General features: G+C 67.2%; 13 protein-coding genes. 12 read left to right on the top strand and 1 reads right to left on the bottom strand.

Annotated features, from left to right (window positions below):
• Nucleotides 1–165: 165 nt before the first annotated feature.
• The 8 genes from JWQ05_RS14725 (at nucleotide 166) to dxr (ending at nucleotide 7,517) form a co-directional block, all read left to right on the top strand.
• Nucleotides 166–1,233: a 30S ribosomal protein S2 gene (locus JWQ05_RS14725; RefSeq protein WP_299659658.1), complete on the top strand. Its 1,068-nt coding sequence runs from the start codon at nucleotides 166–168 to the stop codon at nucleotides 1,231–1,233.
• A gap of 172 nt (nucleotides 1,234–1,405) precedes the next feature.
• Nucleotides 1,406–2,329, top strand: a complete 924-nt coding sequence (tsf, locus tag JWQ05_RS14720) for a translation elongation factor Ts (RefSeq protein ID WP_299659656.1) — start codon at nucleotides 1,406–1,408, stop codon at nucleotides 2,327–2,329.
• A 156-nt stretch (nucleotides 2,330–2,485) separates the two neighbouring features.
• Entirely contained in the window at nucleotides 2,486–3,208 is a 723-nt protein-coding gene (gene pyrH, locus JWQ05_RS14715) for a UMP kinase (RefSeq protein ID WP_299659653.1), read from the top strand.
• A gap of 171 nt (nucleotides 3,209–3,379) precedes the next feature.
• Nucleotides 3,380–3,856, top strand: a complete 477-nt coding sequence (locus JWQ05_RS14710) for a BLUF domain-containing protein (protein ID WP_299659650.1) — start codon at nucleotides 3,380–3,382, stop codon at nucleotides 3,854–3,856.
• A 149-nt stretch (nucleotides 3,857–4,005) separates the two neighbouring features.
• The gene (gene frr, locus JWQ05_RS14705) at nucleotides 4,006–4,572 is read left to right on the top strand and encodes a ribosome recycling factor (RefSeq protein ID WP_299659647.1); all 567 of its coding nucleotides are present in this window, start codon (nucleotides 4,006–4,008) and stop codon (nucleotides 4,570–4,572) included.
• Between the two features lie 177 nt (nucleotides 4,573–4,749).
• Nucleotides 4,750–5,475: an isoprenyl transferase gene (locus tag JWQ05_RS14700; protein ID WP_299659700.1), complete on the top strand. Its 726-nt coding sequence runs from the start codon at nucleotides 4,750–4,752 to the stop codon at nucleotides 5,473–5,475.
• A gap of 2 nt (nucleotides 5,476–5,477) precedes the next feature.
• On the top strand, nucleotides 5,478–6,341 hold the full coding sequence (locus tag JWQ05_RS14695; protein ID WP_299659644.1) for a phosphatidate cytidylyltransferase: 864 nt from the start codon (nucleotides 5,478–5,480) through the stop codon (nucleotides 6,339–6,341).
• A gap of 12 nt (nucleotides 6,342–6,353) precedes the next feature.
• Nucleotides 6,354–7,517 (top strand): 1-deoxy-D-xylulose-5-phosphate reductoisomerase, encoded by a 1,164-nt coding sequence (dxr, locus tag JWQ05_RS14690; protein ID WP_299659641.1) that lies wholly within the window; start codon nucleotides 6,354–6,356, stop codon nucleotides 7,515–7,517.
• Between the two features lie 7 nt (nucleotides 7,518–7,524).
• On the opposite strand, the gene JWQ05_RS14685 is transcribed toward dxr, so the two are convergent.
• Nucleotides 7,525–8,169: a TetR/AcrR family transcriptional regulator gene (locus JWQ05_RS14685; RefSeq protein WP_299659638.1), complete on the bottom strand. Its 645-nt coding sequence runs from the start codon at nucleotides 8,167–8,169 to the stop codon at nucleotides 7,525–7,527.
• Nucleotides 8,170–8,356: 187 nt separating this feature from the next.
• Between JWQ05_RS14685 and JWQ05_RS14680 the strand changes: the two genes are divergently transcribed.
• The 4 genes from JWQ05_RS14680 to bamA all read left to right on the top strand — a co-directional run bounded on the left by JWQ05_RS14680 (nucleotide 8,357) and on the right by bamA (nucleotide 15,362).
• Nucleotides 8,357–9,532: an HlyD family secretion protein gene (locus tag JWQ05_RS14680; protein WP_299659697.1), complete on the top strand. Its 1,176-nt coding sequence runs from the start codon at nucleotides 8,357–8,359 to the stop codon at nucleotides 9,530–9,532.
• A 5-nt stretch (nucleotides 9,533–9,537) separates the two neighbouring features.
• A complete protein-coding gene (locus tag JWQ05_RS14675) occupies nucleotides 9,538–11,118 on the top strand; it encodes a DHA2 family efflux MFS transporter permease subunit (protein ID WP_299659635.1) in 1,581 nt (526 codons plus the stop codon).
• A 159-nt stretch (nucleotides 11,119–11,277) separates the two neighbouring features.
• Nucleotides 11,278–12,438, top strand: coding sequence for an RIP metalloprotease RseP (gene rseP, locus JWQ05_RS14670; protein ID WP_299659632.1), 1,161 nt, complete (start codon nucleotides 11,278–11,280; stop codon nucleotides 12,436–12,438).
• 353 nt (nucleotides 12,439–12,791) lie between these two features.
• Nucleotides 12,792–15,362, top strand: coding sequence for an outer membrane protein assembly factor BamA (gene bamA / locus JWQ05_RS14665; protein ID WP_299659630.1), 2,571 nt, complete (start codon nucleotides 12,792–12,794; stop codon nucleotides 15,360–15,362).
• The last annotated feature ends 23 nt before the right edge of the window (nucleotides 15,363–15,385 follow it).

The following is a 15,385-nucleotide window of genomic DNA, read 5'->3' as shown; positions in this document are numbered from 1 at the left end:
CCGGGCCTTGGCGAAAACCTTGCCTCGGGCGTCGGCCTCTGTTAAGGCCCCGCCCATTCCACACGCGGAGTTGGCCTCATGCCTGAATGAGGTTTTTCCGGTGGTCGTTGCCGTATCGGCACGATCGCTTCCTCCGCGGCGGTATCAACCGGAGAGTACACAGACATGGCCGTCGATTTCACCATGCGTCAGCTTCTCGAGGCCGGCGCCCATTTCGGACACCAGTCCCACCGCTGGAACCCGAAGATGCAGTCCTACATCTTCGGCACGCGCAATAACATCCACATCATCGACCTCGCCCAGACGGTGCCGGCCCTCCACCAGGCCCTGCAGGCCGTGAGCGACACCGTGGCCAAGGGCGGACGCGTGCTGTTCGTCGGCACGAAGCGCCAGGCCGCCGACACCATTGCGGAAGCCGCCAAGCGTTCGGCTCAGTACTACGTCAACTCCCGCTGGCTCGGCGGCATGCTGACCAACTGGAAGACCATCTCGGGCTCGATCGCGCGTCTGCGCAAGGTCGACGAGACCCTCGACGGCGGGGCCCAGGGCCTCACCAAGAAGGAGCGTCTGATGCTCGGCCGCGAGAAGGACAAGCTCGAGAAGGCCCTCGGCGGCATCAAGGACATGGGCGGCGTGCCGGATCTTCTGTTCGTGATCGACACGAACAAGGAGCAGCTCGCGATCAAGGAGGCCCAGCGTCTCGGCATCCCGGTGGCGGCCATCGTCGACACCAACTGCAACCCGGACGGCATCACCTACGTCGTGCCCGCCAACGATGACGCCGGCCGCGCCATCGCCCTCTACTGCGACCTGATCGCCCGCGCCGCCATCGACGGCATCTCGCGCGGCCAGGGCTCGCTCGGCATCGACCTCGGCGCGTCCGAGGAGCCGACCGCCGAGGAGCTGCCGGTTCACGAGGAGGCGGCCGCCTCCATCGAGTCCGGCTCGGTCACGCAGGCCGAGGTCGCGGCCCTGGTCGAGTCCACCGAGCATTTCGAGCTGCTGTCGGCCCCGCGCGGTGCGCCGGACGACCTGTCGAAGCTCCACGGCGCCGGTCCCCAGATCGTGCAGAAGCTCAACGAGGCGGGCATCTACCATTACTGGCAGCTTGTCGCGATGAGCGAAGCCGATGTCGCCAAGGTCGATGCCGATCTGAAGCTCAACGGCCGCATCGGCCGTGATGGCTGGATCGAGCAGGCTCGTGGCTTCGCCGAGGCCGCCGCCACCGCCTGATCCCGGACTTCGGCGGCCCGTCATCGGGCCGCCACCGGCAGGCCGGACACTGCATCCTGAAGCCCGGTGCTTTTCCAGAGCGCCGGGCTCAGTCGCTTCAAGTGATGATCGCTTTGGAAGCTTTTCCCATCGGAAAGCTTCGCATTCCAACGAATTACAGAAAGGACCCGCCATGGCCAACATCACCGCCGCATTGGTGAAAGAGCTCCGCGAGAAGACCGGCGCGGGCATGATGGACTGCAAGGGCGCGCTCAACGAGACGGATGGCGACATCGAAGCCGCCGTCGACTGGCTGCGCAAGAAGGGCCTCGCCAAGGCCGCCAAGAAGGCCGGCCGCGTCGCCGCCGAGGGCCTCGTCGCCGTCGAATCCGCCGGCCATCACGCCGCCATCGTCGAGGTGAATTCCGAGACCGACTTCGTCGCCCGCAACGACAGCTTCCAGGCCTTCGCCCGGGAGGCCGCCAAGCTGGCGCTGAACACGGACGGCACGCTGGAGGGCCTCGAAGCCGCCACGTTCCCCGGCGCCTCGACCACCGTCAAGGACAGCCTGTCGAGCCTGATCGCCACCATCGGCGAGAACATGACGCTGCGTCGCGTCGCCAAGCTCGACGTGACCAAGGGCGTGATCGCGTCCTACGTTCACGGTCAGGTCGTCGAGGGTCTCGGCAAGATCGGTGTGCTCGTCGCCCTCGAGTCCGAGGGCGACGTCGAGGTGCTCTCCACCCTCGGCCGCCAGATCGCCATGCACGTCGCCGCGACCAACCCGGTGGCGCTCGATGCCGCCGGCGTCGATCAGGCGACCCTCGACCGCGAGATCAACATCCTGCGCGAGAAGAACGCCGGCAAGCCCGAGAACGTGCTTGCCAAGATCGTCGAGAGCGGCCTGAAGAGCTACTACAAGGAGGTCACCCTCCTGGAGCAGCCCTTCGTGCACGACGGCTCGAAGACCATCTCCCAGGTCCTCAAGGAGGCCGAAGGCAAGGCCGGCTCCGCCGTCAAGCTCACCGGCTTCGTGCGCTACGCGCTCGGCGAGGGCATCGAGAAGGAAGAGGCCCCCGATTTCGCCGCCGAGGTGGCTGCCGCCGCCCGCGGCTGAGGTCAGACCGCCGCGAAAGCGTCGATATTCACGACAGGGGCGGTGGCAGGGATGCCGCCGCCCCTCGACGTTCCGGCCTGCCTTGGGCTAGACACCCCTCCGCTTCCGATTGGCTTCCCGCTCTTCGTCCGAGCCGGGTTTGAGGGGACTGGCTCGATGCCGGAGACCACATTGTTTCGCCGTGTCCTCGTGAAGCTCTCCGGCGAGGCCCTGGCTGCCCCGGATGGATACTGGCTGCACCCCCCGACCCTCGCGGGCATCGCCGACGACATCGCCCGCACCCGCGAGGCCGGCATCCAGATCGCGCTGGTGGTCGGCGGCGGCAACATGATCCGGGGGGCGCGCATTTCGGCCGCCGGCTGGATCGACCGCGCCACGGGCGATTCGCTTGGCATGATGGCGACCGTCATGAACTCCCTGGCGCTGGAGACCGCGCTCAACGCCGCCGGTGTTCCAGCCCGCACCATGTCGGCGGTGTCGATGCCGACGATCTGCGAGACCTTCGCGCGCCAGCCCGCCTTGCACCACCTCGACAAGGGCCAGGTCATCGTGCTCGCCGGCGGCACCGGCAACCCGTTCTTCACCACGGACACCGCAGCCGTCCTGCGGGCAGCCGAATTGCGCTGCGACGCGGTGCTCAAGGCGACGCAGGTGGACGGCGTCTATTCCGCAGACCCGAAGCAGGACCCGACCGCCACCCGCTACGACCGCCTGACCCACGACGAGGCCATCGCCCGCGACCTCAAGGTGATGGACACCGCCGCCTTCGCGCTCGCTCGCGAGAGCCGGCTGTCCATCGTGGTCGGCTCCGTCCACGCACCGAGTTCGATCAAGGCGATCCTGACGGGAGCGGCCCCGTCGACCCAAGTGGTCCCGTGATTCCCACGAGGTGTGTCCCGCGACGCGATGCAATTGATGCGCGTGGACGATGTTCTCGGGTGGCCGTCCGAGGCCTCCAAGATCCATAATGATCATTTGTTTATCAATATCGTGTCTGCTGGGACCGAGTATCCACCAGCAGTCTGTCGTGACGACTGCCGAGGACGAAGCATGTCCGTCTCGCAGATTGTCTTCTACAGTCACAACCTCCTGACGTTGCAAGGCGATGCCATGCGGGAGATGGTGCGAGACATCCTCGCCTCGTGCAGTCGCTACGATCGCGCCTCGGGCTTCACGGGGGCCCTGATCTTCAACGAAAAGTTCTTCCTGCAGGGAATGGAGGGCGAGACGGCGGCCCTCTCCGAACAGCTCTGGACCCTGGCCGCCGACAGCCGCCACAACGCCATGGTGCTGGTCTCGGCTCGCGTGGTCGAGCGGCGCGAGTTCCGCGGCTGGACCGTCGGCTATGCCGGACGCTCCGAGGCCTTGGACGAGCTCTATCTCCAGTTTGGCCCCAAGGCGAAGCTCGATCCCACCACGATGTCTATCTCGGGCGCCGTGGGGCTCCTGCAGGCCTTCACGCAGATGGAGGGCAACCACTTCATCCAGCGCTCGCGGGCTCCGGTTTCGGTCCCGGCGAAGGGCTAGCCGCGCAAGGGCGGCGTCGGATCGATACGTTTCGTTGCTGCGGGCGCGAACGCCATTTGCGACCCATCGGATTTTGGTTCATTGAGGCCCACGAACGGGCCCCGGCGGCCCGACCCCGCTCCCTTTAGTTCGCGTCGGGAACCATCCGTATGGCAGCCATTCCAGAATTCGACCTGAACGACATCAAGCGTCGCATGCAGGGCGCCGTCGCCTCACTGAAGGGCGACCTTGGGTCCCTGCGCACGGGCCGCGCCACGCCGAGCATCCTCGATCCAATCCAGGTCGATGCGTACGGCGCGATGATGCCGATGGCGCAGGTCGCCACCGTGAGCGTTCCCGAGCCGCGCCTCCTCAGCATCTCGGTCTGGGATCGGGGCATGGTCAGCGCCGTCGAGAAGGCCATCCGTGAATCCGACCTCGGCATGAACCCTCAGACCGAGGGCCAGACCATCCGCCTGCGCGTGCCGGAGATGAACGAGCAGCGCCGCAAGGAGATGGTCAAGGTCGCACACAAGTATACCGAGGAGGCGCGCGTCGCCGTCCGCCATGTGCGCCGCGACGGTCTCGACCACCTGAAGAAGTTGGAGAAGGACGGCGCCATCAGCGAGGACGACGAGAAGCGTCAGGCCGGCGACGTCCAGAAGGCCACCGATCAGTTCATCACCGAGATCGACGGCGTGCTCGCCGCCAAGGAAAAGGAGATCATGCAGGTCTAGGATAGAGATCCCGGACTTTGAGTACGGCGCGTGATCGATACGAACGACGGTTGGGGGAGAAGCGCGTTGGGTCGCTCAGAGGGCGCGCGTCAGGTGGAGACCGCTCGGACGCACGGCACCGATGCCGTCGCGCCGGACGCGCAGGATAGCGGACCGACCGACCTTCCTGCTCAGCCCCTGGCGGGGCTAGGGACGGCACCGGCCCACGTCGCCATCATCATGGACGGCAACGGCCGCTGGGCGGCCCGGCGCGGTCTGCCTCGCGTCGAGGGGCATCGTCGCGGCGTTGAGGCGGTGCGTCGCGCCGTGCGCTCGGCCATCGATCTCGGGGTGCGCTACCTGACGATCTACAGCTTCTCTTCCGAGAACTGGCGCCGGCCGGCCGCCGAAGTCGCCGACCTGATGGGGTTGCTGAAGCTGTTCGTGCGCCGGGACCTTGCCGACCTTCACGGCAACAATGTCCGCGTTCGGATCATCGGCGAGCGCGAAGGCCTCAGTGCCGATATCGCCGGCCTCCTCGACGAGGCCGAGGAGCGGACGCGGGGCAATACCGGCCTGACCCTGGTCGTTGCCTTCAACTACGGCGGGCGCCAGGAAATCTTGCGGGCCGTGCGCCGACTGGCCGAAGCGGTGGCGGACGGACGCCTCGCCTCGGACGCCATCGACGTTGAGGCGATGGCCGGTGCCCTCGACACCACCGGCATTCCCGATCCGGACCTCGTCATCCGCACCTCGGGCGAGCAGCGCCTCTCGAACTTCCTTACCTGGCAGACGGCCTACGCCGAATACGTGATCGTGCCCGAATTCTGGCCCGACTTCGATGACGCGGCGTTTCGGGCCGCCCTCGACGAATATCATCGCCGCGACCGCCGGTTCGGCGGGCTCAGCGGCAGGGCCGGCTGACCATGGTCCCCGGCGAAGCGGCGCCGACATCGCCGCGTGGCCCCTTCGCGGGCCGTGAATTTCAGGCTCGCGTGATCTCGGCGATCCTGCTCGGGGCCGTCGTGCTCTCCGCGCTGATCCTCGGCGGCTGGCCCTTCGCGGTGATCTGGCTCGCCGCCGGCATCGTCTTCGCGGCCGAATGGATCGGCATGAGCGCGATCGCACCGCGCCGCCTCGTCCTGTCGCTCACCGCCACCACCCTGTTTGGCCTCGTCCTCTGCCTGCACGGCGATGCCCCGGTCGGCGTCGGCCTCGGGGTCGGCGCTGTCGGCGCGCTTCTGGTGGCGGCCATTGCCAAGGATGGACCGGGCCGCCTGCGCGCGGTCCTCGGGCTTGCGAGCGCCGCCGTGGTCGCCCTGGTGCCGACGGCTTTGCGCGACGACCCCGCCATCGGCCTTCTCGGGCCCGCCTGGATGTTCGCCGTGGTCTGGACTACCGACATCGTCGCCTATTTCACCGGACGTACCCTCGGCGGCCCCAAACTCATGCCCCGCGTCAGCCCGAAGAAAACCTGGTCGGGCGCCCTCGGCGGTCTTGGCGGCGGCACGCTGGCGGGGATCGGCATCGTGGTCTTGGCCCGCGAGCACGGCTGGAGCAATCTCGCGACCGCGCCGCTGGTGCTCGTCGGGGCTTTGAGCGCCACGGCCTCGATCCTGAGCCAGGGGGGCGACCTCGTCGAATCCGCCCTGAAGCGCCGCTACGGCGTCAAGGATTCGGGCCGGGCCATCCCCGGCCACGGCGGGGTCATGGACCGTCTCGACGGCTTCTTCGCCGTGGCTTTGCTCGCCGGCTTTTATCTCATCGCACGCCGTCTCGCGGCGGCCTGAAGGACCAATCCGTTGCTGACCGTCACCATCCTCGGCGCCACCGGCTCCATCGGCCAATCGACCATCGACCTGCTGCTCCAGCACCCGGACAAGTTCCGGATCGGCGGCCTCGTGGCGGGTCGTGACGTCGCCGCGATCGCCCGTCTCGCCGGCAATCTTCAGCCCGATTTCGTCGCGCTCGCCGATGAATCCGCCGGAACGGCCCTGCGGGAGGCCCTGGCGCACACTGGTATCCGCAACGGGGCCGGAGAGGGCGCGGTCCTCGAGGCCGTGGCGCGCGATGCCGACATCGTGGTGGCGGCGGTGAGCGGGGCCGCTGGTCTCAGGCCCACGCACGAGGCTCTGAAGCTCGGCCGCACCGTGGCGCTCGCCAACAAGGAGAGCCTCGTCTGCGCCGGCGACGCCTTCATGCGCGACGCCAAGCGCTACGGCGCCACGCTGTTGCCCGTGGATTCCGAGCACAACGCCCTCGCGCAGGCGCTCGGCGATGGCCGCCTCGACGACGTCGCCAAGATGACGATCACCGCCTCCGGCGGCCCGTTCCGGACCTGGACCCGCGAACGCATCGCCACTGCCTCGGCCACCGAGGCCGCCGCCCACCCGACCTGGTCGATGGGCATGAAGATCAACATCGATTCGGCCTCCCTGATGAACAAGGGGCTCGAACTGATCGAGGCCCACCACCTCTTCGCCCTGGAGCCGGAGCGGCTCGACGTCATCGTGCACCCGCAATCGATCGTGCACGGACTGGTCTACTGGCGCGATGGCGCCGTGACGGCGGGGCTCGCCATGCCGGACATGCGCGTACCCATCGCCCATTGCCTCGGTCTCGGCGAGCGCCTCACCATCGCCCGTGGCCGCCATCTCGACCTCGCGGCTGCCGGCAGCCTCACCTTCGAGGCGGCCGACGAGGAGCGTTTTCCCTGCCTGCGCATCGCCCGCGCGGCCCTGGCCGCCGGTGGCGCGGTGCCGACCGTGATGAACGCCGCCAACGAGGTCGCGGTCGCAGCCTTCATCAGGGGCGCGATCAGGTTCTACGGAATCGCCGAACTGGTGGAGCGGGCCTGCGAGCACTTCGCTGGCACCTACCGGACGGCGCCCCAGGATGTCGACGAGGCATTGGCCATCGACGCCGAAGTCCGGCGCTGGTCCGCTCAGGCCCTGCCGGCGTCCTGATCGCTCCTCAGGCTGTTGGGCCGTAGCCCGCGAGAAACACCCGCACCGCCTGTGTGACGTGGTGCATGATCTCCTCGGGCGTCACCTTGTCCCCGGCGCGGAACAGCAGGCGGGTCAGGATCCCCGCCTGGCAGAGGTGCAGGAACTGGCGGGCCGCCAGATTCGTGTCCGCCGGGCGCAGCCGCCCCGCCGCGACCTGCGCGTCGAGATAGGCACCGAGCCGCGTCGCGCCCTGGACAGGTCCGGCCTCGAAGAAGGCTTGGCCAAGGCGCGGAAACTTTTCGCAGGCGCCGATGACCATGCGGATCGCGGTGACGTGCTCGGGCCGGATCATCTCGGCGAGATAGCTGTGCCCGAGGCGGGTGAGGGCGCCCGGCACGTCCGGATCGTCCGCATCGAGCCGGAACAGCACTTCGGCGAGCCCCCGCTTCTCGGCCAGCGCGAGGGCCTCGAACAGCGCCTCCTTGCTGTCGAAATAGACGTAGAGCGTCCCTTTCGAGACGCCCGCCACCTTGGCGATCTCGCCCATGCTCGCCCCGTCGAAGCCCGAGGCCATGAAGACCGCCCGGGCGCCGTCGAGGATCTGTCGCCTCTTGTCGGAATCCGGCGCGACCCGGCCGTGTGAATCCGGCGTGGCGGTGGCGGCAGCCATGATTGTCATCCTGATTGACCGAACGGTTCGGTCATAATATCTGATGGCGAGACGCCGCGCCACCGTATGCGGTTACGAAAATGACCGAACGGTTCGGTCAATCGACAGAATGGGCCGGATCGACGCCATGAGCCTGCGCGAGGATCAAACCATACGGGCGGAGCAGGCCATCGACGGTGTCGAGCCGATGCTCTCGGCTCAAGCCCCTGCGACCGCGGCTCCGCTCACCAACACGCCGGCGGTGATCGGGGCGCAGCCGGTCGCGTCGCCTGCAAAGCCGAGGCGCACGAAGAAGCTCGTGCTGGTGACGCTCCTGGCGGCGGCGCTCGGAGGCGGCGCATACAAGGCCTACGATTGGTGGACGTTCGGCCGCTTCTTCGTGAGCACCGACGATGCCTATGTGCAGGCCGACATCTCCGTCCTGGCGGCAAAGATCCCCGGGTACCTCGCGGCCGTTCCCGTGGTGAACGGGCAGGTTCTGCACAAAGGCGACGTGATCGCCCGAATCGACGACGGCGATTATCGTCTGGCAGCCCAGGCGGCGCACGACAAGCTCGAGACGCAGCAGGCGGCCATCGTCCGCATCGGCCGGCAGGTCGAAGCGGCGCAGGCACAAATGCTCCAGGCGTCCGCGCAGATCGACGCCAGCAAGGCGGATGCCGTGCGCGCCGCCGCCGATTATGCGCGTCAGCAGCAACTCGAAAAGGTCGATTTCGTCGCCAAGGCCCGTATCGAGCAGGCACGGGCCGACCGCGACCGCACCGACGCCGCCGTGAAGGGCGCCGAGGCCTCCCTCGTGGCCATGCGCGCCAATGTCGAGGTCCTGCGGGCACAAGGGAAGGAAGCGGAAGGTCTGGCCGCCGAGCTTCGCACCGCCGAGGCGCGTGCCGCGCGTGACCTGGAATTCACGACGATTCGCGCGCCGTTCGATGGTGTCGTCGGCAACAAGGCGGCGGAGGCGGGCGCCTACGTGTCGCCAGGCTCGCGCATCGCCGCCCTGGTGCCCTTGGAGAGCGTGCGCGTCGACGCCAACTTCAAGGAGACGCAGGTCGAGCGCATGCATCCCGGCCAGCGCGTCCACATCGCGGTGGACGCCTATCCGAATCGCGACATCGTCGGTGAGGTCGAATCGCTGTCGCCGGCCTCCGGCTCGGTGTTCAGCCTGCTGCCGCCCGACAACGCCACGGGCAACTTCACCAAGATCGTCCAGCGCCTGCCCGTGCGGGTGCATGTCCCGGCCGAGATCGCGCGCGAGGGCATCCTGCGGCCCGGCCTCTCCGTCACCGTCCGGGTCGATACCCGCGAGCCTTCAGGGACCGTGGCGGGCGACGACACCGTGCGCACGGCCTCGCGGCACGAGTGAGGACGATGGCCGCCTCCGCCGCCTCGGGCCCGATCCCGCAGGTCGCCGAACCGCCGCTCGACCGCCGCCGCATGGTGGCGTTCGTCTGCATGGTGTTCGGGATGTTCATGGCGATCCTCGACATCCAGATCGTCTCGGCCTCCCTCGCTGAGATCCAGGCCGGCCTGTCGGCCTCCGGCGACGAGATCCCCTGGGTGCAGACGAGCTACCTCATCGCCGAGGTGATCTCGATCCCGCTCTCCGGCTTCCTGTCGCGGGTGGTCTCGACCCGCTGGATGTTCGTGATCTCGGCCGGCGGCTTCACGCTGATGAGCCTGATGTGCGCCACCTCGACCTCGATCAACGAGATGATCCTCTGGCGCGCGGCGCAAGGCTTCATCGGCGGCGGCATGATCCCGACGGTGTTCGCCTCCGCCTTCACGATCTTCCCGCCCTCCAAACGCTCCATCGTCTCGCCGATGATCGGCCTCGTGGCGACGTTGGCGCCCACCATCGGCCCAACGGTGGGCGGCTACCTCACAGACCTGTTCGACTGGCACTGGCTTTTCCTCGTCAACGTGGTGCCGGGCATCTTCGTCACGGTCTCGACCTACCTGCTGGTCGATTTCGACGAACCGAACCTCGCTCTGTTCAAGCGCTTCGACTGGTTCGGCCTCGTCTTCATGGCGCTGATGCTCGGCTGCCTCGAATACGTGCTGGAGGAGGGGCCGAACCACGATTGGCTTGCCGACGAGGCCGTGTTCGCCTGCGCGGCGGTCTGCCTCACGGCCGGTCCCGCCTTCTTCTGGCGCGCCCTCACTGCGGCCGAGCCCATCGTGGATCTTCGCGCCTTCTCGGACCGCAATTTCGCGGCGGGCTGCATCTTCAGCTTCGTCCTCGGCATCGGCCTCTACGGCCTGACCTACCTGTACCCGGTCTATCTCGGCCGGGTGCGAGGTTACTCGGCGCTCCAGATCGGCGAGACGATGTTCGTCTCCGGTCTCTGCATGTTCGCCACCGCGCCCATCGCGGGACGCTTCTCGGGCAAGGTCGATCCGCGCCTGATGATGGGATTGGGGTTCTTCGGCTTTGCCACGGGCACCTGGATGGTCACGGGGCTGACCAAGGACTGGGACTTCTGGGAATTGCTGGTGCCGCAGATCCTGCGCGGCTGCTCGCTGATGCTGTGCATGATCCCGATCAACAACATCGCGCTCGGCACGCTGCCGCCGGCCCGGATGAAGAACGCCTCGGGCCTCTACAATCTCACGCGCAACCTCGGCGGCGCGGTGGGCCTCGCGCTCATCAACACCGTGCTGAACGATCGCTGGGACCTGCATCTCGCCCGCCTGCACGAACGCTTCACCTGGACGAACACGGCGGCGCTGGAGCGTCTGGAGATGACGCGCCGCCAGTTCGAAGGTCTCGGCGGCAGCGCGGATGCGATGGCGCTGAAGGCGATGATGAACACCGTCCGGATGCAGGGGCTGGTGATGGGATTCATGGATGTGTTCCTGGTCCTGACCGTCCTGTTCCTGGCCATGGCCTGCGCCGTGCCGTTCATCCGGCGGCCGCGCGCGGCGGCCGGGGCGGGGGGCGGCCACTGAGATGCCGCCTTAACCCTCCGCCGGGGAAAGCGGGGACAGGCGGAGCCCAAGACCCCACTGCGACCGCGTAACCCGGCCCCGGGGTTTGCGTTCGCGTCGAATGCATCCGATCTGCTACAGCGGAGAAACGGCCCCGGGGGAGGCCGAAAGGATCGACGAATGGACTTCCTGAACGCCATGGGTGGCACGGCATCCGGTTTCTTCGGTGCCGTGATCCCCTTCCTGATCGTGCTGAGCATCGTCGTGTTCGTCCACGAGATGGGGCACTTCCTGGTCGGGCGCTGGTGCGGCGTCGGGGTCCACGCCTTTTCCCTCGGATTCGGTCCGGAACTGTTCGGCTTCAACGACCGTCACGGCACCCGCTGGAAGCTCTCGGCGGTGCCCCTCGGCGGTTACGTCAAGTTCCACGGCGACGCCAACGGCGCCAGCGTTCCCGACCCGGAGGCGGTCGCGCGCATGAGCCCTCAGGAGCGGGCGATCAGCTTCCCGACGCAGCCCCTGGCCAAGCGCGCGGCCATCGTCGCCGCCGGCCCCATCGCCAATTTCATCCTCGCCATCGCGCTGTTCTCTGGCGCCATCTATTTCGGTGGTCGCTACGAGACGCCGGCCCGCGTCGAGGCCGTGATGCCCGACAGCGCCGCTGCGCGGGCGGGCTTCCAGCCCGGTGACGTGATCCGCGCCATCGGCGGTACCCGGATCGACAGCTTCACCGACATGCAGCGCACCGTTTCCGGCGCGGCCGGGGCCAGCCTAACGATCACGATCGATCGGGCCGGCGAGACCAAGGATCTGGTCGCCGTTCCGGAGAGCAAGGAAGACGTGACCCCGTTCGGCCGTCACCGCTTCGGGCGCCTCGGCATCCAGGGCCCGAAGGGCACGGAGGCGAAGCTCGTCCATTACGGGCCGGTGGAATCCATCGGCCTCGGCATGTACGAAACCTACTTCGTGGTCGACCGGACCATCGACTACATCGGCAAGCTCGTCACCGGCCGCGAATCCCCCGACCAGCTGTCCGGACCGATCGGCATCGCCCGGGTCTCCGGTGAAGTCGCCAAGGTCGGTGGCATCGGCGGCCTGATCGGGCTCATCGCCCTGCTGTCCGTCTCGATCGGCCTCCTGAACCTGTTTCCCGTGCCGCTCCTCGATGGCGGCCATCTGCTGTTCTACGCCTTCGAGGCGGTGCGCGGACGGCCCCTGAGCGAGCGTGCCCAGGAGATCGGGTTCCGGATCGGACTCGCGTTGGTTCTTTTCCTGATGCTGTTCGCGGCCTGGAACGACCTCCTGAACCTCGGCGCGTCCTGGGGTGCCCGCCGCACCTGATCGCGCTTCCACGCGACGGTGTGAATTGCGGGGGCGGCGCCGTTTTTTACGGCTCCGTCCCGCATCGGGACACGTAAGCGCCTCGATCGTCATCACAATCGACTTTGCGCGTCCAGTCCGGCGGACCGGCGCGCAACCGCGCGTTGACGCTGTTCGGCGATTGGTTCGGGGCGTTAAGTGACCGGAAGGCCACGTCTCCCCAAAATCCCCGGTGTGAGGGACCTCCGAGCGTTTGCTTAGCTCCGGAATCCCGATAGAAGCTGAGCTTGGGACCAGATGTCAGGACGCCCGAAAACGGGTGCCTGATTGCGGGTGCGAACTCGCGCTTAAAATATAAAGAGACGGGCGATTACATGATGTCGATGACGGGGAAGCGCCGGCGTAAGTCGGCGGAACAGACCATCGTCCTAGTCGCCGCGGCGGCCGCTGGCCTGGTTCTCGGTGGCGCCGCTCAGGCGCAGCAGATCGTCGTCCAGGGTAACAAGCGTGTCGACTCCGACACGATCCGGTCCTACGTGACCGGCACCGCCTCCGGCTCCCCTGAAGAGGCCCGCCGCAACCTGCTGGCGACCGGCATGTTCTCCGACGTGAAGGTGTCGCGAAGCGGCGGCGGAACGGTGGTGAGCGTCCGCGAGAACAACATCATCAACCGGGTGGTGTTCGAGGGGAACAAGAAGATTGAGAAGGCCACCCTCGAGGGCGAGGTCGAGGCCAAGGCCCGCGGCGCCTTCAGCCAGGGCGTCGTCCAGGCCGACATCCAGCGGATCCGCGAAGTCTACCGCCGCGCCGGGCGCGGCACCGCCAAGGTCAGCTTCCGCACGGTCGACCTGCCGAATGGCCGCCTCGACGTGATCTACGTCATCGAGGAAGGCGACAAGACCGGCATCAAGGCGATCAATTTCGTCGGCAACAGCGCCTTTTCGGCGTCGAAGCTGCGCGAACTCATGTCCTCGTCGGAGATGAACTTTCTCAGCTTCATCAAGACCTCCGACGTCTACGATCCGGACCGCATCACCAGCGATCTCGACATCGTTCGCCGCTACTACCTGAAGAACGGCTACGCAGACTTCCGCGTCGTCAACGCCGATGCCCGCTACGTCGAGGGCGAGGGTGATGCCGGCTGGGTCGTCACCGTGACGGTCGAGGAAGGCGAGCAGTACCGCGTCGGCGCCGTGGCGATCGACGCCCGTCTGCCCGGTCTCGACACCGCGCCGCTCGACGGCGAGCTCCGTGCCCAGGTCGGCGACGTCTACAACGCCGAGGACGTGGAGCGCACCCTGAACGGCGTGACCAACCAGGTCGGCCGCCAGGGATACCCCTTCGCCCAGGTGCGTCCCACCGGCCAGCGCGACCGCGCCACCCACACGGTGGCCCTCGGCTTCGTGGTCGAGGACGGCCCCCGCGTTTACGTCGAGCGCATCAACATCCGCGGCAACACCCGCACCCGCGACTACGTCATCCGGCGCGAGCTCGATATCACCGAGGGCGATGCCTACAACCGGGTGCTCACCGACCGTGCCGAGCGCCGCCTGAACGGTCTCGGCTTCTTCAAGAAGGTCCGGTTCTCCAACGAGCCGGGCTCGTCCGCCGACCGCGTGGTGATCAACATCGATGTCGAGGATCAGCCCACGGGCTCGTTCTCGGTGGCGGGTGGCTACTCGACCCAGGACGGCATCATCGGCGAAGTCTCAGTCTCCGAGTCCAACTTCCTCGGACGCGGCCAGTATGTCCGCGTCGCCGGCACCGGCGGCCAGTATTCGCGCGGTCTCGATTTCTCGTTCACCGAGCCGTACTTCCTCGGCTACCGCCTCGCCGCAGGCTTCGACGCCTTCTACAAGTACAGCGACCAGACCCGCTACTCGCGCTACGAGACCACCGTCTACGGCGGTCAGCTCCGCGTCGGCCTGCCGATCACGGAAGAGTTCGGCATCACGCTGCGCTACTCGCTCTACAACACCGAGCTGAAGGTCCCGAACACGGTCAAGCGGCCGTACAATGACTGTTCGAACCCGATCTCCGGCTACACCGCGACCTATGCTGCTGGCACGACCCTTCCGGGTCTGAATGTCGGTGATCCGGTTCGGAACGTCGGCGGACAATCGATCTATCCGACCTGTGCCCTCGATGGTGAAGCTTCGATCGCTCTCAAGGGTTCGCAAGGCAGCACGCTGACCTCGCTTGCCGGATTGACCCTCGCTTACTCAACCCTCGACAACTTCGCGTCTCCCCGGAACGGCCTCTACGCCGAACTGAAGCCGGACATCGCTGGCCTCGGCGGCGATTCCAAGTTCTTCCGCGTGACGGGCGATGCGCGCTACTACAAGGAGTTCTACGAAGACATCGTCGGCTTCGTGCGCTTCCAGGGCGGTCACATTCAGGCCCTGAACGACCAGCCGCTTCGCATTACGGATCAGTTCTTCCTCGGCCCATCGCTGGTGCGCGGCTTCGCGCCCAACGGCATCGGTCCGCGTGACGTCGGCACCACCGATTCCCGTTCGAACGCCATCGGCGGCTCGACCTACTTCGGTGGAACCCTCGAAGTTCAGTTCCCGCTTCCGGGCATCCCACGGGATCTCGGCCTGAAGGGCGCGGTGTTTGCCGATGCCGGTACCCTGTTCGGGTATCACGGCCGCACCACGTTCGACGTGAACGGCGATACTTTCATCAACGGCATCGCGCCGGGTGGTGGCTGTAACTTCAACCAGTCGACCATCGGTGTCGAACCCGAGTGCGTGAACGTCCGCGACAAGATGATCATTCGCTCCTCCGTCGGTGCCTCGATCCTCTGGAACTCGCCGCTGGGTCCGATCCGGTTCGATTACGCCTACGCTCTGTCGGAAGACCGGGGCGTGATGACGGCCTTCGGCCGTGTCGGCCAGGATCAGAAGCAGGCCTTCCGGTTCTCCGGCGGCTCGCGGTTCTGACACCGAGCGCCGCCTCCTTTTCG

Origin of the sequence: Methylobacterium sp., from assembly GCF_028290105.1 — a bacterium.
Lineage (GTDB): Bacteria > Pseudomonadota > Alphaproteobacteria > Rhizobiales > Beijerinckiaceae > Methylobacterium.
This window is presented reverse-complemented; position numbering and strand designations above follow the sequence as displayed.